The following is a 26293-nucleotide window of genomic DNA, read 5'->3' on the forward strand; positions in this document are numbered from 1 at the left end:
GCCCTTGAAGAGTAGGGCGGCCTGCGGCAATCTGTCAATAATTCTGGACACTCGAAATGTCAGTCGGTCCGTGATGCTGTGGTGGCTGTTTCACGCCTTCATCATCGGTCACATCGTCTTCGGGGCGGTGGGGCTGGTCAGTTTCTGGCCGCCGGTCGTGGGGCGCAAGGGCGCGCCGGTGCACCGCAAATGGGGCAGGGTCTTCACCACCTGCCTGTTATGGACAGGCTCATTCGCGATCGCCATCAGCCTGTGCACGCTGGCGGACCCGCTGGGCACCCATCCGCATCTGAAGGATGCCGTGTTCGTGCGCGGCATCTTCGGGGTCATGATGCTGTATCTCGCCATCCTGACCGTCAATCTCGCCTGGTATGGCCTGCAATGCGTCCGCAACAAGCGCGACCATGCCGCCAACCGGCGTGGCGCCAATCTCATCCTGCAGCCGGTGCTGTTCGTGGCGGCGCTCGCCTGCGCCGTCGAAGGGTGGCTGATCGGGCAGCCTCTGATGATCGGCATGTCGGTGGTCGGCTTTGCCACGGTGGCGACCAACCTCGCCTTTATGCTGACAGCCAACCCCGGCCCGAAAGACTGGCTGAAGGAACATCTCAAGGGTCTCGTCGGGGCGGGAATCTCGGTCTACACGGCGTTCTTCGCCTTTGGCGCCGTGCGGCTCATGCCGGAGATCGCGCTCAACCCGATCCTCTGGGCGGTGCCGCTGGTGGTGGGGCTGTCGATCATCATCTACCATCAGGTCAGGATCCGCCTGAGCCTGTTGCCGCGGGCGCGGCAGGGCGCGTCGCCGTGATGGCAGCGGCCCAGGCAGGTTGACGCCGCTCGCGCAGCCGACAGCGCTTGTCGGGCGGGGGCTGAAAACACTTCGCCGCCGCGGGATAGGATGCGACAAGGTCGGATGCTGCGCGCGCCTTTGGCCGCGCCTTCGCCCCACCGTTGCATCGCGCAGGAGCAGCCCAAAATGGCCGAGCGCTTCGAACGTCACCGCCAGCCCTGGACGGGCGAGGAACTCGACAAGCTGAAGACGCTCGCCAGGAAGGGCATGGCGCTGAAGGCGATCGCCAAGGCGCTGACCCGCAGCGAGGAATCGATCAAGGATCGCGCCAAGCTCGACGGCATCGGGATCGCCAAGCTGCGCTAGGGCGCGCTCAGGCGCTCTCCAGCTCCGCGCTCAGTTCCAGCCACTCCTCCTCCGCCGCGTCCAGCGCCGCGGCGAGGTCGGCGCGCTGGCGCGACAGCGTCAGCGCCTTCTCGGGGTCGCGGGCGAAGGCGGCGCCATTGCCGAGTACGCCGTCGACCTTCTCGATCAGCCCGGTGAGCTTGGCGATCTTGGCCTCGGTCAGGTTGAGCTTCTGGCGCAGCGGCCCTTGCGCCATGCGCTTCGTCGCCGCCTCCTTGCGCTCCTCGGTCTTCGGCTTGGTGCCTGACGCCTCGGCCGCCTTCTCGCGCCGCGCCGCCTTGGCGCCGCCGAGCACGAGGCTGCGGTAATCCTCCATGTCGCCGTCGAAGTTCTTCACGGTGCCGTCGCCGACGATCCAGAGCCGGTCGGCGCAGGATTCGATCAGGAAGCGGTCGTGGCTGACCAGGATCACCGCGCCGGGGTAGTCGTTGATGGCGTTGACCAGCGCGGTGCGGCTGTCGATGTCGAGATGGTTGGTCGGCTCGTCGAGGATGAGCAGATGCGGCCCCGCGAAGGCCGCTAGCCCCAGCATCAGCCGCGCCTTCTCGCCACCCGAGAGGTTCTTCACCGGCGTGTCGGCCTTGGAGGCGGGGAAGCCGATCTGCGCCGCCTTGGAGCGGACCTTCGCCTCCGGCGCCTCCGGCATCAGGTCGCGCAGATGCCCGACCGGCGTGTCCTCCAGGCGCAGTTCGTCGAGCTGGTGCTGGGCGAAATAGGCCGTTTCCAGCTTGGACGACTTGCGCATCGTGCCCGACAGCGGCGCGAGCCGCCCGCCGATCAGCTTGCAGAAGGTCGACTTGCCGTTGCCGTTCGAGCCGAGCAGGGCGATGCGGTCGTCCGGCAAAAGCGTCAGGTTCAGCTTCGAGAGCACCTTGCGCTCGCCATAGCCGGCGCTGGCGTCGTCGAGCACGATCATCGGCGGCGCCAGTGGCCGCTCGGGACCGGGCAGGCTGAAGGGCTGGACGTCGCGGTCGACGATGGTCGCGATCGTCTCCATCTTCTCCAGCCGCTTGACGCGGGACTGGGCCTGGCGCGCCTTGGTCGCCTTCGCCTTGAAGCGGTCGACGAAGGACTGGAGATGCTTGCGCTCCGCGTCCTGCTTCTCCTTCGCCTTGGCGAGCTGCATCTGCTTCTCGGCGCGCTGCTTGGCGAAGGACGAGTACCCACCGCGGTAGATCGTCAGCTTGCCCTGGTCGAGATGCAGGATGTGATCGACGCAGGTGTCGAGCAGCTCGCGGTCATGGCTGACGACCAGCACGGTGTGCGGATAGCGCTCAAGATAGTCGTAGAGCCAGAGCGTGCCCTCGAGGTCGAGATAGTTGGTCGGCTCGTCGAGCAGCAGCAGGTCGGGCTCCGAGAACAGCACGGCGGCGAGCGCCACCCGCATCCGCCAGCCGCCGGAAAAGTCGGAGCAGGGGCGCTGCTGCGCCGCCTCGTCGAAGCCCAGACCGTAGAGCACGGTCGCAGCCCGCGCCGGCGCCGAATGCGCATCGATATCGGCCAGGCGCGTGCCGATCTCCGCGATGCGGTGGGGATCGGTGGCGGTTTCGGATTCAGCCAGCAGGGCGGCCCGCTCCGTGTCGGCGGCGAGCACCACCTCGATCAGCGATTCCGGCCCGCCCGGCGCCTCCTGCGCGACGCCGCCGATGCGCCGTCCCTTGGGCAGGCTGATGCTGCCGCCCTCGGGCGAGAGATCGCCCGTGATCATCCGGAACAGGGTGGTCTTGCCGGTGCCGTTGCGGCCGACGAGTCCGACGCGCGATCCGTCCGGCAGCGAGGCGCTGGCATGATCGAGCAGCAGTCGCTCGCCGAGACGATAGGTGATGTCGTTGATGGTGAGCATCGCGGGGTTCTGGCGCGAAGACCCGGTGAAGGCAATCACGAAAACGACAGGAAACGGGCTGTCATGCTTCCGCCATGATCTCGCCATCCGCGGGCCCGGCGGTCTCATCACCAAGAGGAAGCGACGGTCGACCGATTCGTGGAGGAGCCGACATGCATTTCGATCTGAGTGGTTTCGGCCGGCGCCGGAGTTCGGTTTCCGCCTCCCTGCTGGTGTTGCTGTCCGTCACGATCGGCAGCGCCATGGCCCTTCTGGCGATCGTGCCGATGTCCTGAGGGGCCGGCCTTCAATCAACGTTAACCGCGATCTGTTCTTGTCCGGGGTGCGCGCTTCCGCTGCGGAACACGGGGCCCCGGACTTTGTCGAGCCTGAGAGTCAGACTTCCTGCGGCCATGCTCCTGCTGGCCTGCCTGGCCGTGCTCGCGGTCGGTCTCTCCGGATATCGCGCCGTCTCGATCTGGGCCGATGAGGCCGTTCGTGAACGGTTGACCGTGCTGGCGGAAGGGCGTGCGAGGGCGCTCGAGCGCCGCTGGAACCGTTTCGTCGCCGAACTCTCGGTGCAGGCCTACAGCGCCCATCAGGTGTCGTCCCTCGACGAAATCCGTGGCTGGATGGAACTGCCCGAGCAGCGCGCTGCCATCATCGACTATTTCCAGCAGGGCGGGGCGCTCGGTGCCGATGAGCGCATGGGTCGCGCCGGTCTCGGCCAGCGCCACGGCTACATGAGGCGCCATCTCGAGTTTCACGGAACCTATCTCGCGGCGCTCCGGAAGTTCGATTATGCCGACATCTACCTCGTCGCCCCCAATGGCCGCGTCGTCTACAGCGTCACCAAGGGGGCCGAGTTCGGGCGGCTCCTCAACGAGTCGGATCTGGCTGACACCGGCCTGGCGAAGGCGGTAGCCGCTGCGGCCGTCGTCGGGGTCGACCAGTCTGCGGCCGTGGATTTTGCACCCTATGACGTGGTGGGCGGGGAACCCCGGGCCTTCGTCGCCCAGCGCTTCTACAATCCGGCCTCCCACCAACCCGTCGGGACCGTCGTGCTCTCGGTCGGCGCGTCCTTCATCGACGCGGCGCTGGCGTCGGTTGCGGGCACCTCGCTCGACATCAAGACCTATGTCGTCGGTTCCGACGGCTTCCTGCGTTCCGATCCGTCGGCGCGGCTGGCGGGCCGCAGCCCGCGCGAGACGCTGGATCGCAGCCGGCTGTCGAGCGAAGGCATCCTGCGGCTGACCAGCCGCGATGGCGAGCCGCTCGTCGCCGTCGGGCGCGAGCTCAAGGTCGCCGGTGGGACCTGGCTGCTGTGGCTGACCAAGACCGATCGCAAGGCCTTCGCCGTGATGGACAAGCTCGACCGGGCCCTGATCACCGGCGCGCTGACCGTGATCGGGCCCTTGCTGCTCCTGGCATTGCTGATGGGGCTCTCGGTGACGCGGCCGATCGCCGGCCTCGCCGAGGCGCTGGCCGGGATCGCCGCCGGCCGCACCGATCTGCGCATTCCCGGCGAAAAGCGGCGCGACGAGATCGGCGCCATTGCGGCGGCGGTGGCCAAGATCCGCGAGAACATGCTGCGCGACGAGAGCCAGCGGCTGGAGGAGCGCGAGGAGCGGGAGCGCGAGTCGGCCCAGCAGCGCTCGATCCTGCTCGCCGATCTGGCGAGCGATCTCGAGCGCTCGGTGCTCGGGGTCACCTCGTCAGTGTCGGCGGCGGCCGAGCAGCTCAGCGTCACGGCCCAGGAGCTCTCGGGCGGGGCCAACCGGACGCAGGAGAACGCCGTCACCGTCCATGGCGCGACCTCGCGCGCCGTCGCCAGCATCCGCTCGATCGAGGGCGCCGCGCAGGAACTGCGCCAGGCGATCGACCGTCTCGACGACGACGTCCAGTCGTCCGACCGGTCGGCGCGGACGGCGAGGGACCATGCCGAGGCGATGGGCAGCGTCGTCGAACAGCTCGCCGCCGGTGCGGCGCGCGTCTCCGACGTGATCGGGCTGATTTCCGACATCGCGGCACAGACCAACCTGCTCGCGCTCAACGCCACCATCGAAGCGGCTCGCGCCGGCGAGGCCGGTCGCGGCTTTGCCGTCGTCGCCTCCGAGGTGAAGGGCCTGTCGGGCCAGACGGCTCGCGCCATCGACGACATTTCGCGCCAGATCGCCACGATGAACCAGGCCACGGCGGCGACCGTCGAATCGATCGGCAGCATCCAGGACATGATCGGCGGGTTGAGCGACGTGGTGCGGCGCGCCGCGGAGACGATGCGCCATCAGCACGGTGTCACGCATGCGATCGTCGAGGATGTCGGCCTTGCGACCAGCGAGTTCTCGCGCATCGGCGAGGCGACCAGCCTGGTGTCGGCGGCCTCGCAGCAGACCTCCGAGGCCGCCGCCGCCGTGTCGCGCGCCTCGGCCGAACTGACCGACCTCGCCCACCAGCTCAAGTCGCGCGTGGCCGGGTTCATCGTCCAGGTCAGGGCCGCCTGAGGGGCAGCGTCCGCGCCTCGGGCCGCTTGTCGGGCGAGGGCGCAGCGACTAACCCTTGAGCCATGACGCGCGCCATCCCCAGAACCGCCTTCTACACCGGCTCCTTCGACCCCGTGACCAACGGCCATGCCGATGTGATCGCCGGCGCGGCGCGCCTGTGCGAGCGCCTCGTCCTCGCGATCGGCGTCCATCCCGGCAAGGCGCCACTGCTCGAGGCCGGCCAGCGCGCCGCGCTCCTGCGCGAGGTCGCCGGGCCGCTCGCCGCGGCGGCCGGGGCGTCGCTGGAGGTCGTGACCTTCGACGATCTCGCCGTCGATGCGGCGCGCCGCGCGGGCGCCACGATCATCGTCAGGGGCCTGCGCGACGGCACCGACTTCGACTACGAGATGCAGATGGCCGGGATGAACGCGACGATGGCGCCCGACATCCAGACGGTGTTCCTGCCGGCCTCGGGCAGCGTGCGCCACATCACGGCCACGCTGGTCCGCCAGATCGCGGCGATCGGCGGCGATGTCTCGCCCTTCGTCCCGGCGCCGGTGCTCGCGGCGCTGAAGGAGCGTTTCGCGCAGCGCTGACGCCGCGCAGCGCCGGCTGTCCGGCTCAGCAGATTTTGGTTTGCATTTTGTGCAGAGCGATGGTGTCTGGGCGAAGTGAATCGGTGTGCCGTCCGCGCCCATCGCCCCCCGATCGAGTGTCTCCGATGCGTCTCTCCCGCTATTTCCTGCCGATCCTGCGCGACACGCCCAAGGAGGCCGAGATCGTCTCGCACCGGCTGATGCTGCGCGCCGGGATGATCCGCCAGCAATCGGCCGGCATCTATTCGTGGTTGCCGCTGGGCCTGCGCGTGCTCAACAAGATCAGCGCCGTGGTCCGCGAGGAGCAGAACCGCTCGGGCGCCGTCGAGATCCTGATGCCGACCATTCAGTCGGCCGATCTCTGGCGCGAGAGCGGGCGCTACGACGCCTATGGCAAGGAAATGCTGCGCATCAAGGACCGGCATGAGCGCGACATGCTCTACGGCCCGACCAACGAGGAGATGGTCACCGAGATCGTGCGGGCTTATGTCAAGTCCTACAAGGACTTGCCGCTCAATCTCTATCACATCCAGTGGAAGTTCCGCGACGAGGTCCGCCCCCGCTTCGGCGTCATGCGCGGCCGCGAGTTCCTGATGAAGGACGCCTATTCCTTCGATCTCGACAAGGAGGCGGCCCGCCACACCTATAACCGCATGTTCACGGCCTATCTGCGCACCTTCGCGCGGCTCGGCCTGAAGGCGATCCCGATGCGGGCCGACACCGGGCCGATCGGCGGTGATCTCAGCCATGAATTCATCGTGCTCGCCTCCACCGGCGAGAGCGAGGTCTTCTGCCACAAGGACTATCTCGACTTCGAGACGCCGCCCGCCGACACCGATTTCGACAGCGTCGAGGGGCTGAAGGGCATCGTCGACAAATGGACGAGCCTCTACGCGGCGACCGAGGAAATGCACGACAAACCGGCCTTCGACGCGCTTCCCGCGGAGAAGCAGGTCTCAGCGCGCGGCATCGAGGTCGGCCACATCTTCTATTTCGGCACGAAGTATTCCGAGCCGATGGGAGCGAGCGTCACCGGGCCGGACGGCCAGCAGGTGCTGCTCCATGGCGGCTCCTACGGCATCGGTCCGAGCCGGCTCGTCGCCGCGCTGATCGAGGCTGGCCATGACGAGGCCGGCATCGTCTGGCCGGAGGAGATCGCTCCCTTCGACGTGGCGGTCCTCAATCTCAAGGCCGGCGACGCCGAGACGGATGGCGCCAGCGAGCGCCTCTACCGGCACCTGCTCTCCAAGGGCTATGACGCGCTCTACGACGACACCGATGCGCGCCCCGGCGGCAAGTTCGCTACCGCCGACCTGATCGGCGTGCCCTGGCAGATCATCGTCGGGCCGAAGGGGCTGGCCGAGGGCAAGGTCGAGATCAAGCGCCGCGCCGGCGGCGAGCGCGAACTGGTCTCGCTCGAGGCCGCGCTCGACCGGTTCAAGGGCAAGGCGGCGTGAGCGTCGCCACGGACAGCGATCGTCAGGGCGAGGCACCGAGCGGGACGCGGCCCTTCGCCGGCTTCGAATGGCTGCTGGCGGGGCGCTATCTGCGCACGCGGCGGCGCGAGGGCTTCGTCTCCGTCATCGCCGGCTTCTCGTTCCTCGGCATCCTGCTCGGCGTCGCCACGCTGATCATCGTGATGTCGGTGATGAACGGCTTCCGCAAGGAGCTGCTGGAGAAGATCGTCGGCGTGAACGGCCACATCTTCGCAACGCCGATCGACCGCCCGCTCGACGACTACGACATGGTCTCGCAGCGCCTGCGGTCGATTCCGGGGATCCGGCTGGCGATCCCCCTGGTCGAGGGGCAGGCCCTGGCCTCGTCCCAGACGGGCAATGGTGGCGTGCTCGTCCGCGGCATCCGCGAGGCCGACATCAAGGCCATTCCCTTCATCGGCGGCAATGTCCGTCGTGGCACGCTCGACGGGTTCGACAAGGCGGGCGGCGTCGCCGTCGGCAAGCGGCTGGCGGATTCGCTCGGGCTGCAGGTCGGCGATTCCATCAACATCATCTCGCCCAAGGGGGCCTCGACGCCGTTCGGAACGGCCCCGCGCATCAAGGCCTATCCGATCCAGGCGATCTTCGAGATCGGCATGACCGAGTTCGACGCCTCCTTCGTGTTCATGCCGCTCGGCGAGGCGCAGGCCTATTTCAACCGCGATGGCGACGTAAACGTCATCGAGATCTTCGTCGACAACCCCGACCGGACGCAGGGGGTGCGCGACGCGATCGAGGCCGATGCGCCACGCCCGCTCGTCCTCTCCGACTGGCGCCAGCGCAACCGCAGCTTCTTCAACGCGCTCGAGGTCGAGCGGAACGTGATGTTCATCATCCTGACGCTGATCGTGCTGGTCGCGGCGCTGAACATCGTCTCCGGCCTGATCATGCTGGTGAAGGACAAGACCGCCGACATCGCCATCATGCGCACCATGGGCGCGACGCGGGGCACGGTCATGCGCGTCTTCCTGATCACGGGGGCGGCGATCGGCGTCTTCGGCACGCTGGCCGGGCTCGCGCTCGGCGTCGTCTTCGCCAAGAACATCAAGGCGATCATGGCCGCGCTGAACTGGATCACCGGGGCCAATCTCTGGGATCCGACGGTTCGCTTCCTGAGCGACATTCCCTCCGTGATCGATTGGGGCGAGGTGACGAGCGTGGTCGTGATGGCGCTCGTCCTGTCGCTGCTGGCCACGCTCTATCCGGCCTGGAAGGCCGCGCGGCTCGACCCCGTCCAGGCGCTGAGGATGGGCTGAGGCGCATGTCCGACACCACGCCCCGCGAGACCCCGGCGCTCTTCCTCTCCCAGGTCGAGCGCTACTACCCCCAGGCCGACGCGCCGCTCGAGATCCTCCGCAAGGCGGATTTTGCGCTCTGGCCCGGCGAACTCGTCGCGCTGGTCGCCCCCAGTGGCACCGGCAAGTCGACCCTGCTGCATGTCGCCGGCCTGCTCGAGCGGCCCGATGGCGGCGAGGTCTTCGTCGGGGGCCTGCCGACCACCAAGCTCGACGACAAGGGCCGGACCCGCCTGCGCCGCACCGAGATCGGCTTCGTCTACCAGGCGCATCATCTGCTGCCCGAATTCTCGGCGCTGGAAAATGTCGTGCTGCCGCAGCGCATCCGCGGGCTCGACAAGGCGCTGGCCGAGGAGCGGGCTGCCGAGCTCCTGACCTTCATGGGGCTCGGCGAACGGCTCGACCATCTGCCGGGCGAACTCTCCGGCGGCGAGCAGCAGCGGGTCGCGATCGGCCGCGCCGTCGCCAACACGCCGCGCCTGCTCTTGGCCGACGAGCCCACCGGCAATCTCGACCCGCACACCTCGCTCCACGTCTTCCAGACGCTGGTCGCCCTGGCGCGAGCCTCGGGGCTGGCGGCGCTGATCGCGACCCACAATCTCGATCTGGCGCATCGGATGGACCGGCAGGTCACGATCCGCGACGGGCATGTCGTACCGCTCTGACGGCGCGCGGCCCTTCGCTGTGGCGATTCAGGATTCATTAACCGACTGAAGCATGCGCGTTCTGCAAATGACGCATGGAGGTTGACGAGAACAAACAATGAACTAAAACGGACATATCAGAAACATGAGGGCTTGATCATGATCGTCGCGCGGAAAGTCGCAGCCGGAATCGCCGAGATCGCATCGCTCGGGCTGTTCCTCGGCATGGTCTGGGTCTGGGCGGCGCTGTTCTGCGCACCGGGCATCTGACGATCCACAACGGCGACGATCGGCGCCATGGCGCGGCGCCGGACGGCGCCGCATAACGGGGATGGAGGGCGGCCGGCGAGTCGCCCGCGACAACCCTGCAGGCGAATGATGGCACGCGAACCCGACGACAGCCGCGTTCTCTCGGACGTCGGCTTCGTCCATCTCCATGTCCATTCGAGCTATTCGCTGCTCGAGGGCGCCCTGATGGTCGGCACGCTGGCCAAGATGGCAGCCGCCGACGGCCAGCCCGCGCTGGCGCTGACCGACACCAACAACCTGTTCGGCGCGCTCGAATTCGCCGAGAAGATGACCGGCGTCGGCGTGCAGCCGATCGCGGGTGTCCAGCTCTCGCTCGATTGCGGTGACGAGACCGAGGCTGGCCGGGGCAGGGCGCTGCCGCAGATCCCGCCCCACATCGTTCTGCTGGCGATGAACGAGGCCGGCTATGGCAACCTGATGAAGCTCGTCACGCAGGCCGCGCTGGCCAGCGGCGGCAGCGGCCAGCCCGTCTCCAATCTCGATGCGCTCGCTGCCCATCACGACGGCCTGATCGCGCTGACCGGCGGACGGGGCGGGCCGCTCGACGTCGCGCTGCGCAACAACCAGATTTCCCAGGCCCGGGCCCGGCTGGCGACGCTGTCGGCCATCTTCGGCGACCGGCTCTATGTCGAGATCCAGCGCCACGGCAGTGACGGCGATGCGGCGGTCGAGGCGCATCTGCTGCAGCTCGCCTATGAGGCGGACCTGCCGATCGTCGCCACCAACGAGCCCTTCTTCGCCAAGCCCGCCGACTACGACGCCCATGATGCGCTGCTGGCGGTGGCGGCGGGCCGCCTGGTCTCGGACGGGGAGCGCCGCCGCGTCACGCCCGAGCACTACTTCACCAGCCGCGCCGAGATGAAGCGCCGTTTCGCCGATCTGCCTGAGGCGCTGTCGGCCACCGTCGAGATCGCGATGCGCTGCACGTGGCGCGTCGGCCTGCGCAAGCCGATCCTGCCGCGCTTCGGCGAGGAGGGCCGCGACGAGGCCGAGGAGTTGCAGCTCCAGGCCAAGGCCGGCCTCGCCGCCCGCCTCGCCAAGCACGGGCCAGCCGAGGGCTACAGCGTCGAGGATTACGAGAAGCGGCTCGATTTCGAGCTGTCGATCATCACCCGGATGAAGTTCCCGGGCTACTTCCTGATCGTCGCGGACTTCATCAAATGGGCCAAGGACCACGACATTCCCGTCGGTCCGGGCCGTGGTTCGGGCGCGGGTTCGCTCGTTGCCTATGCGCTGACCATCACCGACGTCGATCCGCTGCGCTTCGGCCTGCTCTTCGAGCGCTTCCTCAACCCCGACCGCGTCTCGATGCCGGACTTCGACATCGACTTCTGCCAGAACCGGCGCGAAGAGGTGATCGACTACGTCAAGCATCGCTATGGCGAGGAGCGCGTCGCCCAGATTATCACCTTCGGCACGCTGCTCGCCCGCGGTGTGCTGCGCGACGTCGGCCGCGTGCTGGAGATGCCCTATGGCCAGGTCGACCGGCTGACCAAGCTCGTCCCGCAGAACCCGGCCAAGCCGATCTCGCTGAAGGACGCGATCGAAGGCGAGCCCAAGCTGCAGCAGGCGGCACAGGAGGAGCCGATCGTCGCCCGCCTGCTCGAGATCGGCCAGAAGCTCGAGGGTCTGCACCGCCACGCCTCGACCCACGCCGCCGGCGTCGTCATCGGCGACCGCCCGCTCGAGCAGCTCGTGGCGCTCTCGGTCGATCCGCGCACGGGCATGCGCGTCACCCAGTTCAACATGAAATGGGTCGAGCAGGCCGGCCTGGTGAAGTTCGACTTCCTCGGCCTGAAGACGCTGACGACCCTGACCACCGCCGTGAAGCTCATCGCCCAGCGCAACATCGAAATCGACCTCGCGAGCCTGCCCTTCAACGATCCGCCGACCTACGCGATGCTGGCGCGTGGCGAGACGGTCGGCGTGTTCCAGGTGGAATCGGCGGGCATGCGCAAGGCGCTCGTCGAGATGAAGGCCGACCGCATCGAGGACCTGATCGCGCTGGTCGCGCTCTACCGGCCGGGCCCGATGGACAACATCCCGACCTATTGCCGCCGCAAGCTGGGTCAGGAGGAGCCGAGCTATCTCCACCCGGGCATGGCGCCCTATCTCTCCGAGACGCATGGCATCATCGTCTATCAGGAGCAGGTGATGCAGGTCGCCCAGGCGCTCTCGGGCTACTCGCTCGGCGAAGCCGACCTGCTACGCCGTGCCATGGGCAAGAAGATCAAGGCGGAGATGGACGCCCAGCGCGACCGCTTCGTGAAGGGGGCGATCGCCAACGGCATCAAGCCGGAGACGGCCTCAGAGATCTTCGATCTGCTGGCCAAGTTCGCCGACTACGGCTTCAACAAGAGCCATGCGGCGGCCTATGCCGTGGTCGCCTTCCAGACCGCCTATCTCAAGGCCAATTACCCGGTCGAGTTCCTGGCGGCGTCGATGACGCTCGACATGGGCAACACCGACAAGCTCTCGGAATTCCGCCGCGACGCCGAGCGGCTCGGTATCAAGGTGCTGCCGCCGGCGATCAACCGCTCCGGCGTCGAGTTCGACGTGCATGAGGGCGCGATCCACTACGCGCTCGGCGCCATCAAGGGCGTCGGCCGTGTCGCCGTGGAATCGGTCGTCGTCGCGCGGGCGGCCGGAGGTCCCTTCCGCGACCTCGCCGACTTCGCCCGCCGCATCGACACTAAGCTCGTTAACCGCCGCACCATCGAAGCCTTGATCGCCGCCGGCGCGCTCGACGCGCTCGAGCCCGAGCGGGCCCGCGCCATGGCGGCGATCGACGGCATGCTGGCGCTGTCGAACCGCACCCGCGAGGCCGCGCTGGGCGGCCAGTCGGAGCTGTTCGGCGGCGGCTCGGTCCAGGAGGTCTTCCGCATTCCGCCGGTCGAGCCCTGGGCCCCGGCCGAGCGCCTCAAGCGCGAGCACGACGCGGTCGGCTTCTTCCTTTCGGGCCATCCGCTCGACGATTACGAGCATGTCCTGAAGCGGCTGCGGGTGCAGCGCTTCGCCGATTTCGCCCAAACCGTGCGCGCCAACGGCACCGGCGTCGCCAAGGTCGCGGTCTCCGTGATCGACCGTTCCGAGCGGCGCACCAAGTCCGGCTCCAAGATGGGCATCGTCAACCTGTCGGACCCGAGCGGCCAGTTCGAGGCGATCCTGTTCTCGGAGGCGCTGCAGCGCTATCGCGACCTGCTGGAGCCGGGCAGGGCGCTGGTCTTGCGCCTCTCGGCCGTGCTCGATGGCGAGGATGTCCGCCCGCGCATCGAGGATGTCGAGGTGCTCGACGACCTCGCCGCGCGTCAGAAGCAGGACCTGCTGGTCTATCTGCGCGACGACAAGGCGCTCGCCTCGATCGCCGAACGCGTCCGCCCGCGCGGCGACGGGCTCAAGGCCGACGGCAAGATCGCCCTGGTGATGATCCTCAACGATGGCGCCCAGGAGGTCGAGATCGAGCTTCCGGGCCGCTATCCGGTGAACCAGCAGATCGCCAACGCCGTCCGTGCGGCGCCGGGCGTGGTCAGCGTCGAACTGCGCTGAATCGCACAGGCCGGGCTTGTGCGGGCCAGCCGGCAATGCATTCTGGCGGTCCGACGCCAAAGCCTGCCAGAACGGTGGTGCGTGGCGCCGATGCCGGGGGGCAACCGTGAAGCACTACGTCGCGCAGATTCCGATGAGCCTCTTCGTGCCCGAGGCGATGCACTGGGCCATCAAGGATGTGCTCGAGGGCGAGTATGAGACCGGCTATGACGGTGTCGGGCTCGACATTCTCGACATCGGCGCCAATGTCGGGTCCTTCGCGCTCTGGGCGACGGCGCGCTGGCCGGGCAGCCTGGTGACCTCCTATGAGCCGCATCCGGGCACCTTCGAACTGCTCCAGCGCAATACGGCTCGGCGCCGCGACATCGTGCCGGTCAACGCGGCCCTGTTTCCGGGCGGCGCCAGCACGGCGAGCTTCGTCAGCCGTTTCGCCGGTGATGGAGAATCCGGGCTCGCCTCCTATGCCGGCGACACCTTCGTCGAAGGGGCGATGGTCGAGCGCTACGAGGTGGCGGTGATCGACCCCGCCAGCCTGCCCTCGGCGGACATCGTCAAGATCGATATCGAGGGCGGGGAGGGCGATGTCCTCGACAGCCTCGACCTGTCGAAGACCTCGCTCGTCCTGCTCGAGTACCAGAACCGCAAGAACCGCCTCCAGCTCGAAGCCCGGCTGCGTGCCGATTTCGACCTGATCGACACGGTCGAGCACATCTGGGATCCCCTGCTCGAACAGCGCTGCTACAGGCCGGATCTCGCCGGCGACGTCTATGGCCGGATGTTCGCGACCCGCAGGGGCATGACACGCCTGACGCGCGCTGCCGGCCGCTGATGCGGGGGAACGCCCGCGGCAAACGCGCCTCGGCTCAGCTCACGGGGGCTTCTTCCTGCCGCGCCTGCACGCGGTCTCGGCCTAGGCGCTTCGAGCGGTAGAGCGCGCCGTCGGCGTCCTGCAGCAACTGGTCGAACGGCTGCGAGGCGGTGTCACCGGCGGCGACGCCGATGCTCAAAGTCGGCGCACTCGGCAGCCCCGGACGCGCCGCGAGCGCACTGGCGAAGGCCCGCCGCAGCCGCTCGGCGACGCGGATTCCCTCCTGCAAGCCGAGGCCGGGCAGCATCACCACGAATTCGTCGCCGCCATGGCGTGCGACGATGTCGCCCTGGCGCAGCTGGCTTCGGGCCATGTCGGCGAAGAGCCGCAGGATCTCGTCGCCGGCTGCATGGCCATGGGTGTCGTTGAGCGTCTTGAAGTGGTCGATGTCGATCAGCAGCAGCGCGGCGCGCTGCGACCGGCCGGCAGGGCTGGACAGGGCGGCCACCGCGCGGTCGAGACCGCTGCGGTTCATGGCTCCCGTCAGGGGATCGCTCTCGGCGAGCGCGGCGAGCTGGCTGCTGCTGCGCTCCGCCGCCAGCAGCAGCAGGGCGTTGCCACGGGCGAGGACGAGCGCCGCGGCGCCCACGGCGGTCCAGTGCATCGGGACCGGCTGGGGCGGAAACAGCTCGTCGCCGAAGTGCCCGTTCCACGCCAGGATGGCGCGGATGAAAAACAGAATGCTCGTCGGCAGGAACAGCGCCACGAGGATCCAGGCCGAGCGCAGCCTGCCCCGCGTCGCGAGGCGGAAGCCCTCCCGTGTCACGGCGGCGTCGCAGCAGGCCCACAACAGAGCCACAAGCGCGGCGCGCCGGGGAAAGCCGCCGGGCTCGATCCACAGCACCAGCAGGATCATCGGCGCGACGACCGCTACCAGATAATGTGACGGGCTCGTGCGAAGCCCGGCGAAGCTGCGGACGCTGACGAGGACGAGGAGGTAGCCGGCCCAGGCCAGCGTGTTCGCCAGTCCCATCGCGATCAGGTCGGGCAGCGTTCCGCGCAGCACGACGAGGACGATGCCGGCGCCGATCAGCAGGCTGCTCAGGCCCCACCACAGCGGCCAGCGCCCGAAGCGCCCCGTTGCGAAGGCACTGAGCTGAAGCAGGCCGAGGATGATCGACGTCGCGGCGGCCACCGCATAGATCGTTCGCAGGTCGAGAGGCACGGGCGGGTGTCCGGTCGGGCTCCGACTTCTCTAGCGCAACGGATCGGAGCGGTCTTGCATCATTAACGGGCGCGCCGGTCCGGTGGCGCAGGCGCCATTTGCCCGCGCCGCCGCCTTGCATTCGCGGCGCTTCCCCTGTATGGCGCAGCCCATCCCACATGGGGAGCACCGCCTCGGCTTCGAGGCGATCCGGTGACTTGGCAGCTCATGCCTCGTTCATTCGCACCCCAGAGGCTCAACCGGAAGGACGTTACAGACCATGGCTCTGCCTGATTTCTCCATGCGCCAGCTCCTCGAAGCCGGGGCCCATTTCGGCCACCAGGCTCACCGCTGGAACCCGAAGATGTCGCCCTATATCTTCGGCACGCGCAACAACATCCACATTCTCGACCTGTCGCAGTCGGTGCCGATGCTGTCGCGCGCCCTGCAGGCGGTGTCGGACACGGTCGCCCGTGGCGGTCGCGTGCTCTTCGTCGGCACCAAGCGCCAGGCGCAGGACGCCATCGCCGACGCCGCCAAGCGTTCGGCCCAGTACTACGTCAACTCCCGCTGGCTCGGCGGCATGCTGACCAACTGGAAGACCATCTCGGCCTCGATCCAGCGTCTGCGCAAGGTCGACGAGCTGCTCGCCGGCGGCGGCAGCGGCCTGACCAAGAAGGAGCGCCTGATGCTCGCCCGCGAGCGCGACAAGCTCGAGAAGGCGCTCGGCGGCATCAAGGACATGGGCGGCACGCCCGACATGATCTTCGTGATCGACACCAACAAGGAAGCGCTCGCGATCAAGGAGGCCCAGCGCCTCGGCATCCCGGTCGCCGCCATCATCGATTCGAACTCGGATCCGGACGGCATCACCTTCCCGGTCCCGGCCAATGACGACGCCGGCCGCGCCATCCAGCTCTATTGCGACCTCGTCGCCCGCTCGGCGATCGACGGGATCTCGCGCGCCTCGGGCGACCATGGCGTCGACATCGGCGCCGCCGAGGCCCCGATGATCATCGAGGAGGCTCTCGCCGAGCCGGCTGCCGCCGATGCGGGTGTGCCGTTCGAGCTGCTGACCGCCCCGCGCGGCGCGCCCGACGACCTGATGAAGCTCTCGGGCATGGGTCCCGAGCTGGTTCAGAAGCTCAACGACGGCGGCCTGTTCCACTTCTGGCAGTTCGCCGCGATGTCGCCGGCCGATCTGACCAAGATCGACCAGGACCTGAAGCTCGGTGGCCGCATCGAGCGCGAAGGCTGGGTCGCCCAGGCGCGCGAACTCGCCGACGCCTGAGCCCACCAGGCGGGATGCGGCGCGTCATCGGCGCGTCGCAATCCGGCTGCTGATGAGACAACGATGAACGCCGACCAGCGCCGACGCCGGAAACGGAGCGTCGGCGTTGCTCCATAGGAGCCGGTCCGGCTGGGATCCGCGGCAGCCCGCCATGCGGTGCCGCACGACAGACGAGGATGACGAAGATGGCTGCAATCACCGCCGCACTGGTGAAGGAACTCCGCGACAAGACCGGCGCGGGCATGATGGACTGCAAGACCGCGCTCTCGGCCGTCGACGGTGACATCGAGGCCGCGATCGACTGGCTGCGCACCAAGGGCCTCGCCAAGGCCGCCAAGAAGGCTGACCGCGTCGCTGCCGAAGGTCTGGTCGCCGTGGCGGTTTCTGGTCACAGCGGCGTCGTGATCGAGCTGAATTCCGAAACCGATTTCGTGGCCCGCAACCTGGAATTCCAGGGGCTCGCGCATGGCATCGCCAATGTCGCGCTCGAGCGTGGCGGCGACGCCGAGGCGGTGCTGGCCCATCACTATCCGGGCGGCGGCACGGTCAAGGATGCCATCGCCAACGCGATCGCCACCATTGGCGAGAACATGAACCTGCGCCGCGTCGCGCAGCTCAAGGTCTCGGCCGGCGTGATCGGCACCTATGTCCACGGCGCGGTCGCCGATGGCCTCGGCAAGATCGGCGTGATCGTCGCGCTGGAGTCGACCGGCAAGGCTGATGAACTCGCGCTTCTCGGCCGCCAGCTCGCCATGCATGTCGCGGCGACGAACCCCGTCGCTCTCGATCTCGCCTCGGTCGCCCCCGAGGTTCTGGAGCGCGAAAAGGCGATCCTGGCCGAGAAGAACGCCGGCAAGCCGGCCCATGTGCTCGAGAAGATCACCGAGAGCGGGCTGAAGAGCTACGCCAAGGAATACTGCCTGCTCGAGCAGACCTATATCCATGACGGCGCCAAGTCGGTCGGCCAGGTCCTCAAGGAGATCGAGGGCAAGGTCGGCGCGCCGGTGAAGCTGACCGGCTTCGCCCGTTACGCGCTGGGCGAGGGCATCGAGAAGGAAGAGACCGATTTCGCCGCCGAGGTCGCCGCCGCCGGCGGCACGACGGGCTGAGCGGGCTCGGAACCGACGAAACCAGGGCCGCGCTCCAGCGCGGCCTTTTTTGTAGGAGGAGGCTCCCAACGCCGATGGCGGCGTGGCCCTCCGCGACCCGGCGCGGACGACCTGTCGGTCTGCGGCCGGATCATGCGATCATCAGATGCAGGACGGAGACGATCCGATGCGGCCCCAGCGCGTTCTCGTGAAGCTCTCCGGCGAAGCCCTGGCCGGACAGGCCGGATCGGGCCTCGACGGCGCGACGCTGACGGCGCTCGCCGCCGACATCGCCCATGCCTCGCGCGAGGGCGTCGAGATCGCCATCGTCGTCGGCGGCGGCAATTTCTTCCGCGGCGTCCAGGGGCTGACCAAGGGCCTCGACCGCACCAGCGCCGATTCGATCGGCATGCTCGGCACGGTGATGAACGCGCTCGCCCTCGAACACGCGATCGAGAGCGCCGGTGCCCCGGCGCGTGCGATGTCGGCCGTTCCGATGCCCTCGCTCTGCGAGAGCTATGCCCGCAAGCGCGCGCTCGACCATCTCACCAACGGCAAGGTCGTGGTGCTCGGCGGCGGCACCGGCAATCCCTATTTCACCACCGACACCGGCGCCGCCCTGCGCGCCGCGGAGCTCGGCTGCAGCCATCTGCTCAAGGCGACGCAGGTCGACGGTGTCTATTCGGCCGACCCGAAGAAGGACCCGGCTGCGACCCGCTTCGAGACGCTCACCCATGCCGAGGCGATCTCCCGCGACCTGAAGGTGATGGACACCGCCGCCTTCGCCCTGGCGCGCGATGCCGGGCTGACCATCGTCGTGTTCTCGATCGCCGAGGCCGGCATGCTGGCGGCCGTGCTGCGCGGGGAGGGCCGGGCGACCTATGTGACGCCGTAATTCCTTCGCGTCACGATGTTCTTGACCGTGGCCGGCCCCGCCGCCATGGTCGCGCCGGGTCCGTGGAAACACCCGGCAACGCACAACCGATCTCGCATCGCAGCCGGCGGCAAGCCGGCCGTCGCTTCGACGCGGTGCACAAGTTCAAGGTCTAGAAGACGATGCCCCAGACGACGTTCGATCTCGCCGACGTGAAGCGCCGCATGCAGGGCGCGCTGCAGTCCTTCAAGGGCGATCTCGCCTCCCTGCGCTCGGGCCGCGCCTCGGCCAACATGCTGGATCCGATCCAGGTCGAGGCCTATGGCGCCCGCCAGCCTCTCTCCCAGCTCGCCACGGTCAGCGTGCCGGAGGCCCGCCTGCTCAGCGTCCAGGTCTGGGACCGCAGCATGGTCGGCCCGGTCGAGAAAGCGATTCGCGAATCCGATCTCGGCCTCAACCCGCAGACGGAAGGCCAGGTCCTGCGCATCCGCATCCCCGAGCTGAACGAGCAGCGCCGCAAGGAGATGGTCAAGGTCGCGCATAAATACGCCGAGGAGTCGAAGATCGCGGTGCGCCATGTCCGCCGCGACGCCATCGACACGATCAAGAAGGTCGAGAAGGAGGGCGCCTTCACCAAGGACGATGTGACGCGCCAGTCCGACCAGGTTCAGAAGGTCACCGACCAGCACATCGCCGAGATCGACCAGGCGCTGGCGGCCAAGGAGAAGGAAATCCTGAGCGTCTGACGCTCGCGGCGCGAAGGCGCCCGGTTCCCCGGCGCAGGCCGAACGAGGCATATCCAGAATGTCAGCAGGCCAGCGCCCGGGACACTTCCCCCAGCCCGCCCATGTCGCGATCATCATGGACGGCAATGGGCGCTGGGCGCAGATGCGTGGCCTGCCCCGGCAGGAGGGGCATCGCCGCGGCCTCGAGGCGCTGCGCGCCACGGTCCGCAATGCCGGCGATCTCGGCGTCAGGATCCTGACGCTCTACAGCTTCTCCACCGAGAACTGGCGCCGCCCGGCGACCGAGGTCTCGTTCCTGCTCGGCCTGCTCAAGCGTTTCGTCGAGAAGGATTTGGGCGAACTCCATGCCGCCGGCGTGCGGGTCCGCATCATCGGCGGCCGCGACGATCTCAGCCCCGATCTGCGCCGCCTGGTCGAGCATGCGGAGACGCTGACGCGCGACAACACCGCGATGACGCTCGTCGTCGCCTTCAACTACGGCGCGCGCGACGAGATCGTCCGGGCGACGCGCCGGCTGGCGGCCGATGCCGCGGCGGGCCGGATCGAGCCGGCCGCCATCGACGAGGCCATGCTCGGCTCGCGTCTCGACACCGCCGATCTGCCCGATCCCGAGCTGGTTATCCGCACCTCCGGCGAGACGCGAATCTCGAACTTCCTGCTTTGGCAGGCGGCCTATGCCGAGTTCGTCTTCCTGCCGGTGCTCTGGCCCGATTTCGACCGCGCCGCCTTCGAGGAGGCCCTCGCCGAGTACGGCCGGCGCGAGCGCCGCTTCGGCGGCGTCTCCGAAGGCGTCGACCGGTCCGTGGGCGCGGCATGACCAGTCCCGCCGCCGGACAACCTCGATCCGGCCAGGGCGAATTGCGGCTGCGGATCATCTCGGCCCTGGTCCTGGCCGCCGTCGTCCTGCTCGCGACCGCCTGGGGCGGCTGGCCGTTCCGGATCATCTGGACGCTGGTCGCCGGTCTCGTCGCCTATGAATGGCTGTCGATCGCCGCCACCCGCGACCATGCCGTCGCCGCCGCGATCGGCGTCGTGCTGGCCGGCCTGCTGCTGGGTTTCGCACCGGTGAGCCAGCCGGCGCTGGCGGGTGTCGCAGCACTGGCGGCTCTCGTGGGCGCCGTCCTGACCCCGCGCATGCGCGGGCGGCTGCCGCTGGAGCTCTGCGGCATCGCCTATGCGCTGGCCTTCGCCCTCGTCGCGCCGGCGCTGCGTTCGCAGCCGGAGATCGGGCTTTCGCTGGTGATCTGGAGCTTCGCTGTCGTCTGGTTCACCGACATCGCCGCCTATTTCACCGGCCGCAGGCTCGGCGGGCCGAAGCTGATGCCAAGCGTCAGCCCCGGCAAGACCTGGTCGGGTGCGATCGGCGGGGCGCTGGTGGGCACGCTCTGCGGCTATGCCGTCTGGGCGTTCACGCCCGCTGCCCAGCAGATCGTGGGGGCAGGGCTCGTCATCGCCGGGTCCCTGGCGGGGTCGATCTTCAGCCAGATGGGCGATCTCTTCGAGTCGGCGCTGAAGCGCCGCTTCGGCGCCAAGGATTCGAGTCGGCTGATCCCCGGCCATGGCGGCTTCCTCGACCGGCTCGATGGCTACTGGGCGGTGCTCGTCTTCGCCGGCTTCGTCCTCTTCCTGTCCCATCTCTGACGCGGATCAGCGCATGCTTCGCACCGTCACGCTTCTCGGAGCGACCGGGTCCATCGGCCGATCGACCCGCGAGGTCGTGGCGGAGAATCCCGACCGGCTGAGGATCGCAGCGGTGGTGGCTGGGCGCGACGCCGTGGCGCTGGCCCGCATCGCGATCGAGACCGGCGCCAGCTTCGCCGCGCTCGCCGACGAACAGGCCGGGCCCGCTCTGGCCGAGGCGCTGGCCGGCAGCGGCATCGCCTGCGGGGCGGGGCGCAGCGCCGTGCTCGAGGCGGTCAGTCGGGAGAGCGACATTGTCGTCAGCGCCATCTCGGGGGCTGCCGGGCTGGAGGCGACGTTTGCGGCGCTGACGCCGGGCCGCGTTGTCGCGCTCGCCAACAAGGAGAGCCTCGTCTGTGCCGGGGCGGCCGTGATGGCGCGCGCCAGAGCTGTCGGCGCCCGCATCCTGCCGCTCGATTCCGAGCACAACGCCCTGCATCAGGTGCTGGGCGCCGAGCCGATCGAGGCGATCCGCAGCATGACGCTGACTGCCTCGGGCGGGCCGTTCCGGACCTGGAGCGCCGAGCGGATCGCGGCCGCCCGGCCCGAGCAGGCGCTGGCCCACCCCAATTATGCGATGGGCGCCAAGATCACGATCGACTCCGCCAGCATGATGAACAAGGGGCTCGAGCTGATCGAGGCCTGCTTCCTGTTCGGGCTGGTGCCGGGGCAGCTCGAGGTGCTGGTCCATCCCCAGCAGATCGTCCATGGCCTCGTCACCTTCCGCGACGGGTCGGTCAGCGCCGGCATGGCGCTGCCGGACATGCGGGTGGCCGCCGCCCATTGCCTCGGCATCGACGGCCGCCTCGACGCGCCGCCCGCCCGTTTCCTCGATCTCGCGATGAGCGCGCCGCTGAGCTTCGAACGGCCGGACCTCGTCCGCTTCCCGGCGCTCGGGCTGGCCATCGCCGCCCTGGCGGCCGGCGGGGCCATGCCGGCCATCCTCAATGCCGCCAATGAGGTAGCCGTCGCCGCCTTCCTGGAGGGGCGGATCGGTTTTCCCGGGATCGCGGGCCTGGTCGAGGCCGTCTGCGCAGGCCCCGGCGCGGGGCTCCCGGCCGCGACCGATGTGGCGGCTGCGCTGGCCATTGACCATGAGGCGAGAAACCGCGCGCGCGAACTCTTGTCGCGGGCGCCCTTCGCTGTCACCTAAGGCGCAGAACGGGAGACGGTGATGGATTTCTTGGCGACACTCTGGAACGCGGGCGCGTTCCTGCCGGCCTATATCCTGCCCTTCCTCTTCGTGCTGACCATCGTCGTCTTCGTCCATGAGCTCGGCCATTTCCTCGTGGCCCGCTGGTGCGGCGTCGACGTCAAGGTCTTCTCAATTGGCTTCGGCCGCGAGCTGTTCGGCTTCAACGACCGCCACGGCACGCGCTGGCGCTTCGCGCTGATCCCGCTCGGGGGCTACGTCAAGTTCTCGGGCGATGCGGATGCGGCTTCGGCCGGGGCCGATTCCGCCGAACTGGGCACGATGACGCAGCAGCAGCGGGAACGCTCCTTCCCGGCCCAGTCGATCGGCGAGCGCGCGGCCATCGTCGCCGCCGGCCCGATCGCCAACTTCCTGCTCGCCATCCTGATCTTCGGCGCCTCCGTCTATGTCTTCGGCAAGCCGGTGCTCGCGCCGCGCGTCGACCAGGTCGTCGCCGGCAGCGCTGCCGAGCGCGGCGGCCTGCGCGCGGGCGATCTCGTTGTTTCGATCGACGGCCGCGCGATCTCCAGCTTCTCCGACATGCAGCGCGCGATCTCGGTCCGCCCCGAGGAGACGCTGACCGTCGTGGTGGATCGCGCCGGAGCGCTGGTGACGCTGCCCGTCACGCCGGCGCTCGTCGAACAGAGCACGCCGGTCGGCAAGCAGCGCATCGGCGTGCTCGGGGTCCAGGCCTCGCGTCAGGCCAGCGACTGGCAGACGCAGCACTTCGGCCTGCTCGAATCGGCCAAGGTCGGCGTCGGCGAGACCTGGTACGTCGTCGAGCGCACCTATGACTACCTCGCCAAGCTCGTGCGCGGGCGTGAATCGGTCGATCAGCTCTCCGGCCCGATTCGGATCGCGCAGGTCTCGGGCATCGTCGCCAGCAGTTCGGGCCTGATGGGGCTGCTCAACCTCGCCGCGATCCTCTCGGTCTCGATCGGCCTGATGAACCTCTTCCCCGTGCCGATGCTCGATGGCGGGCATCTGATGTTCTATGCGATCGAGGCGGTGCGTGGCCGCCCCCTCAGCGACCGGGCCCAGGAACTCGGCTTCCGCTTCGGCCTCGGGCTGGTGTTGATGCTGATGCTCTTCGTCACCTGGAACGATCTCGTCCACGTGCGATCCCTGCTCTAGTCCTTCGGGCGAAGCCCGGAATCGCGGGCCCCGCGGGGCCCGCGGCCGGGCGGCCCGTTAACGGCTTGCGGAGGATTTGAACGTTCCGGCCGGGCCGGCGCCGGCGCCGCGTGATTTTTGGTGCGTCGCAGCATCGCTCTTGGCAGCCGCTGGCGGGCCGCTTTGCGGCAGAATCGGGGCAATCCGCGTGGCCTCCGAGCAACGAGCGCCCTGAAAATATTTCGTTAACGACAATGCCCGTTTGCACCCCGCGGGAAACTTTGTAGAAGCGAATGGACTGCAATGTCCCCATGCGGCCGCTCGTAGGCGGTCGCCCCCGCGACCGGGGTGGTGACCTGATAAATGGAATAGGCGACCCGATGACGTCGACCCAAAAGAGCCGGTCCATCAGAACGCGGCTCTCTCGATCAGTCGGACTTTCGGCCTTCATGTTGGCCGTAAGCGGTGGCGTGGTGTTCGCGCAGGCCGTGATTGTCCAGGGCAACAGGCGCGTGGATGCGGAGACGATCCGCTCTTACGCGGCAGGCCAGAGCGCGCCGCAGCAGATTCGCGAGAACCTGCTCGCCACGGGCCTCTTCACCAATGTCCAGGTCAGCCGCCGGGGCGCGCAGACGGTCATCTCCGTCCAGGAGAGCGACACGATCAACCGCGTCGCCTTCGAGGGCAACCGCCGCCTGAAGAGCGAAGTCCTGGTCCAGCAGGTCCAGTCGAAGGCCGGCGGGCCGATGAGCCAGCAGCTTATCGATGCCGACGTCGCCCGGCTCAAGGAAGTCTATCGCCGCGCCGGCTACGGCCTGTCCTCGGTCAGCGGCCGCATCGCCCCGCTGCCGAACGGCCGCTCGGACGTCGTCTTCACGATCAACGAGAGCGGCAAGACCGGCATCAAGTCGATCAACTTCGAAGGCAATCAGGTCTATTCCGATGGCCGCCTGCGCGGCCTGATGACCTCGACCGAATCGAACTTCCTCAGCTGGATCAAGACCTCCGACGTCTATGATCCCGACCGCATCAACTCGGACCTCGAGCTGGTCCGTCGCTTCTACCTGAAGAACGGCTATGCCGACTTCCAGATCCTGAACAGCGCCGCCCGCTTCGACGACGCGGCCGGCGGCTGGGTCATCGATGTCACGGTGGCGGAAGGTCCGCAGTACAAAGTCGGCAGCGTCTCGGTCAATTCCTCGGTGCGCGAGATCGATTCCACCACGCTCAACAACTATGTCGTGACCTCGGCGGGTGACACCTACAACGCCGAAGCCGTCGAGAAGACGCTCGTCAGCCTGACGACCGAGGTCTCGCGCCGCGGCTATCCCTTCGCCCAGGTCCGCCCGCGCGGTGACCGCGACGCCGCCGGTCGCCTGATCGGCATCACCTATGTCGTCGACGACGGCCCGCGGGTCTATGTCGAGCGCATCAATGTGCGTGGCAACACCCGCACGCGCGATTATGTCGTCCGCCGCGAGCTCGATCTCGGCGAGGGCGATGCCTACAACAAGGTCATGGTCGATCGCGCCGAGCGTCGCCTGAACAATCTCGGCTTCTTCAACAAGGTTCGTATCACCAACGAGCCGGGCTCCGCGCCCGATCGCGTGGTCGTCAACATCGACGTCGAGGACAAGGCCACGGGCTCGTTCTCGATCTCGGGCGGCTATTCGACCTCGGACGGCGTGATCGGCGAGGTCGCGCTGTCGGAGTCGAACTTCCTCGGCCGTGGCCAGTTCGTCCGCATCGCCGGCACGCTCGGCCAGCGCACGCAGGGCGTCGACTTCTCCTTCACCGAGCCCTATTTCCTCGGTCGCCGCATCGCGGCGGGCTTCGACCTGTTCTCGAAGTTCAGCGACAACTACAACACCGGCCGCTTCGAGAGCCGCGTCACCGGCGGCACCGTCCGCATGACCTTCCCGATCACGGAAGAGTTCTCGATCACACCGCGCTACTCGCTCTACACCACCGAGATCGAGATCCCGAACAACGCCGATCGGCCGTACAACGATTGTACGGTTCCGCTGACCGGCATCACCCCGGGCACCGCGGGCGCGCTCGCCGCCAGCACGGCGATCAACTGCCTGACCAACGGTGAGGCGACGATTGCGGTGAAGGAAGCCGCCGGCACGACGCTGACCTCGATGGTCGGCCTCGGCTTCAACTACAACTCGCTCGACAGCAACCAGAACCCGCGCAACGGCTTCATCGCCGAGATCAAGCCTGAGTTCGCGGGCGTCGGTGGCGACTCGAAGTTCCTGCGCGTGTCGGCCGATGCGCGCTACTACAAGGAAATCTTCGACGACGTCGTCGGCTTCGTCCGCGTCCAGGGTGGTCACGTCCAGGCGACGAGCGGCAATCTCCGCATGATCGACCACTACTTCCTCGGACCGACCCTGGTGCGTGGTTTCGCGCCCTCCGGCATCGGCCCGCGCGACGTGCTGAACGATCCGACGGCCAACGCGCTCGGTGGCACCACGTATTTCGGTGGCACGGTCGAGGTGCAGTTCCCGATCTGGGGCCTGCCGCGTGATCTCGGCCTGCGCGGCGCGATCTTCGCGGATGCCGGTACGCTGTTCAACTATGACGGCGGCAAGTCGGTCGCGAGCGCCTGCCCGGCTGGCTCGACGGGTCGTCAGTTCAACGTCGTCACCACCTCGGCCTTCCAGACCAACGTGGCCTGCGTGCGCGACAAGAACGTGCTGCGCTCCTCGGTCGGCGTCAGCCTGCTCTGGCAGTCGCCGCTCGGCCCGATCCGGTTCGACTACGCCTATGCGCTGTCGAAGGATGACGGCCAGTTCGGCACGGCGATCATCAACGGCCAGGCCGTCACCGCCAAGTACGGCGGCGACCGCACCCAGGCCTTCCGCTTCTCCGGCGGCACCCGCTTCTGACGCGGCGGGGCGCTCGCGCCCCG

21 protein-coding genes are annotated in these 26293 nt (G+C 68.3%); 19 read left to right on the plus strand and 2 right to left on the minus strand.

The window, feature by feature from the left end:
- Nucleotides 1–4: 4 nt before the first annotated feature.
- Together BSY19_RS16080 and BSY19_RS16085 are read left to right on the plus strand one after the other, a co-directional pair.
- The gene (locus tag BSY19_RS16080) at nucleotides 5–805 is read left to right on the plus strand and encodes a hypothetical protein (protein WP_210184381.1); all 801 of its coding nucleotides are present in this window, start codon (nucleotides 5–7) and stop codon (nucleotides 803–805) included.
- A gap of 168 nt (nucleotides 806–973) precedes the next feature.
- Nucleotides 974–1153 (plus strand): hypothetical protein, encoded by a 180-nt coding sequence (locus BSY19_RS16085; protein ID WP_069055022.1) that lies wholly within the window; start codon nucleotides 974–976, stop codon nucleotides 1151–1153.
- A gap of 7 nt (nucleotides 1154–1160) precedes the next feature.
- Here the strand turns inward: BSY19_RS16085 and BSY19_RS16090 are convergent, their stop codons facing one another.
- Nucleotides 1161–3035 carry an ABC-F family ATP-binding cassette domain-containing protein gene (locus tag BSY19_RS16090; RefSeq protein WP_069057171.1) on the minus strand — a complete coding sequence of 625 codons (1875 nt, stop codon included), beginning with the start codon at nucleotides 3033–3035 and terminating at the stop codon, nucleotides 1161–1163.
- Nucleotides 3036–3187: 152 nt separating this feature from the next.
- On the opposite strand from BSY19_RS16090, the gene BSY19_RS28520 reads away from it, so the two are divergent.
- The 8 genes from BSY19_RS28520 (at nucleotide 3188) to BSY19_RS16125 (ending at nucleotide 14209) form a co-directional block, all read left to right on the plus strand.
- The gene (locus tag BSY19_RS28520) at nucleotides 3188–3310 is read left to right on the plus strand and encodes a hypothetical protein (RefSeq protein ID WP_257785727.1); all 123 of its coding nucleotides are present in this window, start codon (nucleotides 3188–3190) and stop codon (nucleotides 3308–3310) included.
- A 117-nt stretch (nucleotides 3311–3427) separates the two neighbouring features.
- Nucleotides 3428–5515 (plus strand): methyl-accepting chemotaxis protein, encoded by a 2088-nt coding sequence (locus BSY19_RS16095; protein ID WP_069055023.1) that lies wholly within the window; start codon nucleotides 3428–3430, stop codon nucleotides 5513–5515.
- Nucleotides 5516–5589: 74 nt separating this feature from the next.
- Nucleotides 5590–6090, plus strand: a complete 501-nt coding sequence (gene coaD / locus BSY19_RS16100; protein ID WP_069057172.1) for a pantetheine-phosphate adenylyltransferase — start codon at nucleotides 5590–5592, stop codon at nucleotides 6088–6090.
- Nucleotides 6091–6215: 125 nt separating this feature from the next.
- Nucleotides 6216–7547 carry a proline--tRNA ligase gene (gene proS / locus BSY19_RS16105; RefSeq protein ID WP_069055024.1) on the plus strand — a complete coding sequence of 444 codons (1332 nt, stop codon included), beginning with the start codon at nucleotides 6216–6218 and terminating at the stop codon, nucleotides 7545–7547.
- Complete coding sequence (locus BSY19_RS16110; protein ID WP_069055025.1) at nucleotides 7544–8842, plus strand: lipoprotein-releasing ABC transporter permease subunit; 1299 nt, start codon at nucleotides 7544–7546, stop codon at nucleotides 8840–8842. Before proS ends, BSY19_RS16110 begins: the two co-directional genes overlap by 4 nt.
- Before the next feature lie 5 nt (nucleotides 8843–8847).
- Complete coding sequence (locus BSY19_RS16115) at nucleotides 8848–9546, plus strand: ABC transporter ATP-binding protein (protein ID WP_069055026.1); 699 nt, start codon at nucleotides 8848–8850, stop codon at nucleotides 9544–9546.
- A gap of 357 nt (nucleotides 9547–9903) precedes the next feature.
- Nucleotides 9904–13380, plus strand: coding sequence for a DNA polymerase III subunit alpha (dnaE, locus tag BSY19_RS16120; RefSeq protein WP_069057173.1), 3477 nt, complete (start codon nucleotides 9904–9906; stop codon nucleotides 13378–13380).
- 106 nt (nucleotides 13381–13486) lie between these two features.
- On the plus strand, nucleotides 13487–14209 hold the full coding sequence (locus BSY19_RS16125; RefSeq protein WP_069055027.1) for an FkbM family methyltransferase: 723 nt from the start codon (nucleotides 13487–13489) through the stop codon (nucleotides 14207–14209).
- A gap of 34 nt (nucleotides 14210–14243) precedes the next feature.
- Here the strand turns inward: BSY19_RS16125 and BSY19_RS16130 are convergent, their stop codons facing one another.
- The gene (locus BSY19_RS16130; protein ID WP_069055028.1) at nucleotides 14244–15413 is read right to left on the minus strand and encodes a GGDEF domain-containing protein; all 1170 of its coding nucleotides are present in this window, start codon (nucleotides 15411–15413) and stop codon (nucleotides 14244–14246) included.
- Between the two features lie 259 nt (nucleotides 15414–15672).
- Between BSY19_RS16130 and BSY19_RS16135 the strand changes: the two genes are divergently transcribed.
- The 9 genes from BSY19_RS16135 to bamA all read left to right on the plus strand — a co-directional run bounded on the left by BSY19_RS16135 (nucleotide 15673) and on the right by bamA (nucleotide 26270).
- Entirely contained in the window at nucleotides 15673–16683 is a 1011-nt protein-coding gene (locus BSY19_RS16135) for a 30S ribosomal protein S2 (RefSeq protein ID WP_069055029.1), read from the plus strand.
- A gap of 185 nt (nucleotides 16684–16868) precedes the next feature.
- Nucleotides 16869–17792 (plus strand): translation elongation factor Ts, encoded by a 924-nt coding sequence (gene tsf, locus BSY19_RS16140; protein ID WP_069057174.1) that lies wholly within the window; start codon nucleotides 16869–16871, stop codon nucleotides 17790–17792.
- Nucleotides 17793–17958: 166 nt separating this feature from the next.
- Nucleotides 17959–18666 carry a UMP kinase gene (gene pyrH, locus BSY19_RS16145; RefSeq protein ID WP_150129636.1) on the plus strand — a complete coding sequence of 236 codons (708 nt, stop codon included), beginning with the start codon at nucleotides 17959–17961 and terminating at the stop codon, nucleotides 18664–18666.
- A gap of 161 nt (nucleotides 18667–18827) precedes the next feature.
- Nucleotides 18828–19391, plus strand: a complete 564-nt coding sequence (gene frr / locus BSY19_RS16150) for a ribosome recycling factor (protein ID WP_069055031.1) — start codon at nucleotides 18828–18830, stop codon at nucleotides 19389–19391.
- A 58-nt stretch (nucleotides 19392–19449) separates the two neighbouring features.
- Nucleotides 19450–20208 (plus strand): isoprenyl transferase, encoded by a 759-nt coding sequence (locus BSY19_RS16155; protein WP_069055032.1) that lies wholly within the window; start codon nucleotides 19450–19452, stop codon nucleotides 20206–20208.
- Nucleotides 20205–21032, plus strand: coding sequence for a phosphatidate cytidylyltransferase (locus tag BSY19_RS16160; RefSeq protein WP_069055033.1), 828 nt, complete (start codon nucleotides 20205–20207; stop codon nucleotides 21030–21032). The genes BSY19_RS16155 and BSY19_RS16160 overlap by 4 nt, the downstream gene beginning before the upstream one ends.
- A 13-nt stretch (nucleotides 21033–21045) precedes the next feature.
- Complete coding sequence (gene dxr / locus BSY19_RS16165) at nucleotides 21046–22224, plus strand: 1-deoxy-D-xylulose-5-phosphate reductoisomerase (protein WP_069055034.1); 1179 nt, start codon at nucleotides 21046–21048, stop codon at nucleotides 22222–22224.
- Nucleotides 22225–22245: 21 nt separating this feature from the next.
- The gene (rseP, locus tag BSY19_RS16170) at nucleotides 22246–23397 is read left to right on the plus strand and encodes an RIP metalloprotease RseP (protein WP_069055035.1); all 1152 of its coding nucleotides are present in this window, start codon (nucleotides 22246–22248) and stop codon (nucleotides 23395–23397) included.
- Between the two features lie 359 nt (nucleotides 23398–23756).
- The gene (gene bamA / locus BSY19_RS16175) at nucleotides 23757–26270 is read left to right on the plus strand and encodes an outer membrane protein assembly factor BamA (RefSeq protein WP_069055036.1); all 2514 of its coding nucleotides are present in this window, start codon (nucleotides 23757–23759) and stop codon (nucleotides 26268–26270) included.
- Nucleotides 26271–26293 lie beyond the last annotated feature (23 nt).

This window comes from Bosea sp. RAC05 (genome assembly GCF_001713455.1).
Classification (GTDB): domain Bacteria; phylum Pseudomonadota; class Alphaproteobacteria; order Rhizobiales; family Beijerinckiaceae; genus Allobosea.

Coding starts and splice junctions, on each gene's coding strand:
- proS (WP_069055024.1), top strand. CDS start 6,216: ATGCGTCTCTCCCGCTATTTCCTGCCGATCCTGCGCGACACGCCCAAG.
- dxr (WP_069055034.1), top strand. CDS start 21,046: ATGCTTCGCACCGTCACGCTTCTCGGAGCGACCGGGTCCATCGGCCGA.
- BSY19_RS16085 (WP_069055022.1), top strand. CDS start 974: ATGGCCGAGCGCTTCGAACGTCACCGCCAGCCCTGGACGGGCGAGGAA.
- BSY19_RS28520 (WP_257785727.1), top strand. CDS start 3,188: ATGCATTTCGATCTGAGTGGTTTCGGCCGGCGCCGGAGTTCGGTTTCC.
- BSY19_RS16135 (WP_069055029.1), top strand. CDS start 15,673: ATGGCTCTGCCTGATTTCTCCATGCGCCAGCTCCTCGAAGCCGGGGCC.
- frr (WP_069055031.1), top strand. CDS start 18,828: ATGCCCCAGACGACGTTCGATCTCGCCGACGTGAAGCGCCGCATGCAG.
- BSY19_RS16095 (WP_069055023.1), top strand. CDS start 3,428: ATGCTCCTGCTGGCCTGCCTGGCCGTGCTCGCGGTCGGTCTCTCCGGA.
- bamA (WP_069055036.1), top strand. CDS start 23,757: ATGACGTCGACCCAAAAGAGCCGGTCCATCAGAACGCGGCTCTCTCGA.
- tsf (WP_069057174.1), top strand. CDS start 16,869: ATGGCTGCAATCACCGCCGCACTGGTGAAGGAACTCCGCGACAAGACC.
- rseP (WP_069055035.1), top strand. CDS start 22,246: ATGGATTTCTTGGCGACACTCTGGAACGCGGGCGCGTTCCTGCCGGCC.
- pyrH (WP_150129636.1), top strand. CDS start 17,959: ATGCGGCCCCAGCGCGTTCTCGTGAAGCTCTCCGGCGAAGCCCTGGCC.
- dnaE (WP_069057173.1), top strand. CDS start 9,904: ATGGCACGCGAACCCGACGACAGCCGCGTTCTCTCGGACGTCGGCTTC.
- BSY19_RS16090 (WP_069057171.1), bottom strand. CDS start 3,035: ATGCTCACCATCAACGACATCACCTATCGTCTCGGCGAGCGACTGCTG.
- BSY19_RS16115 (WP_069055026.1), top strand. CDS start 8,848: ATGTCCGACACCACGCCCCGCGAGACCCCGGCGCTCTTCCTCTCCCAG.
- BSY19_RS16155 (WP_069055032.1), top strand. CDS start 19,450: ATGTCAGCAGGCCAGCGCCCGGGACACTTCCCCCAGCCCGCCCATGTC.
- BSY19_RS16160 (WP_069055033.1), top strand. CDS start 20,205: ATGACCAGTCCCGCCGCCGGACAACCTCGATCCGGCCAGGGCGAATTG.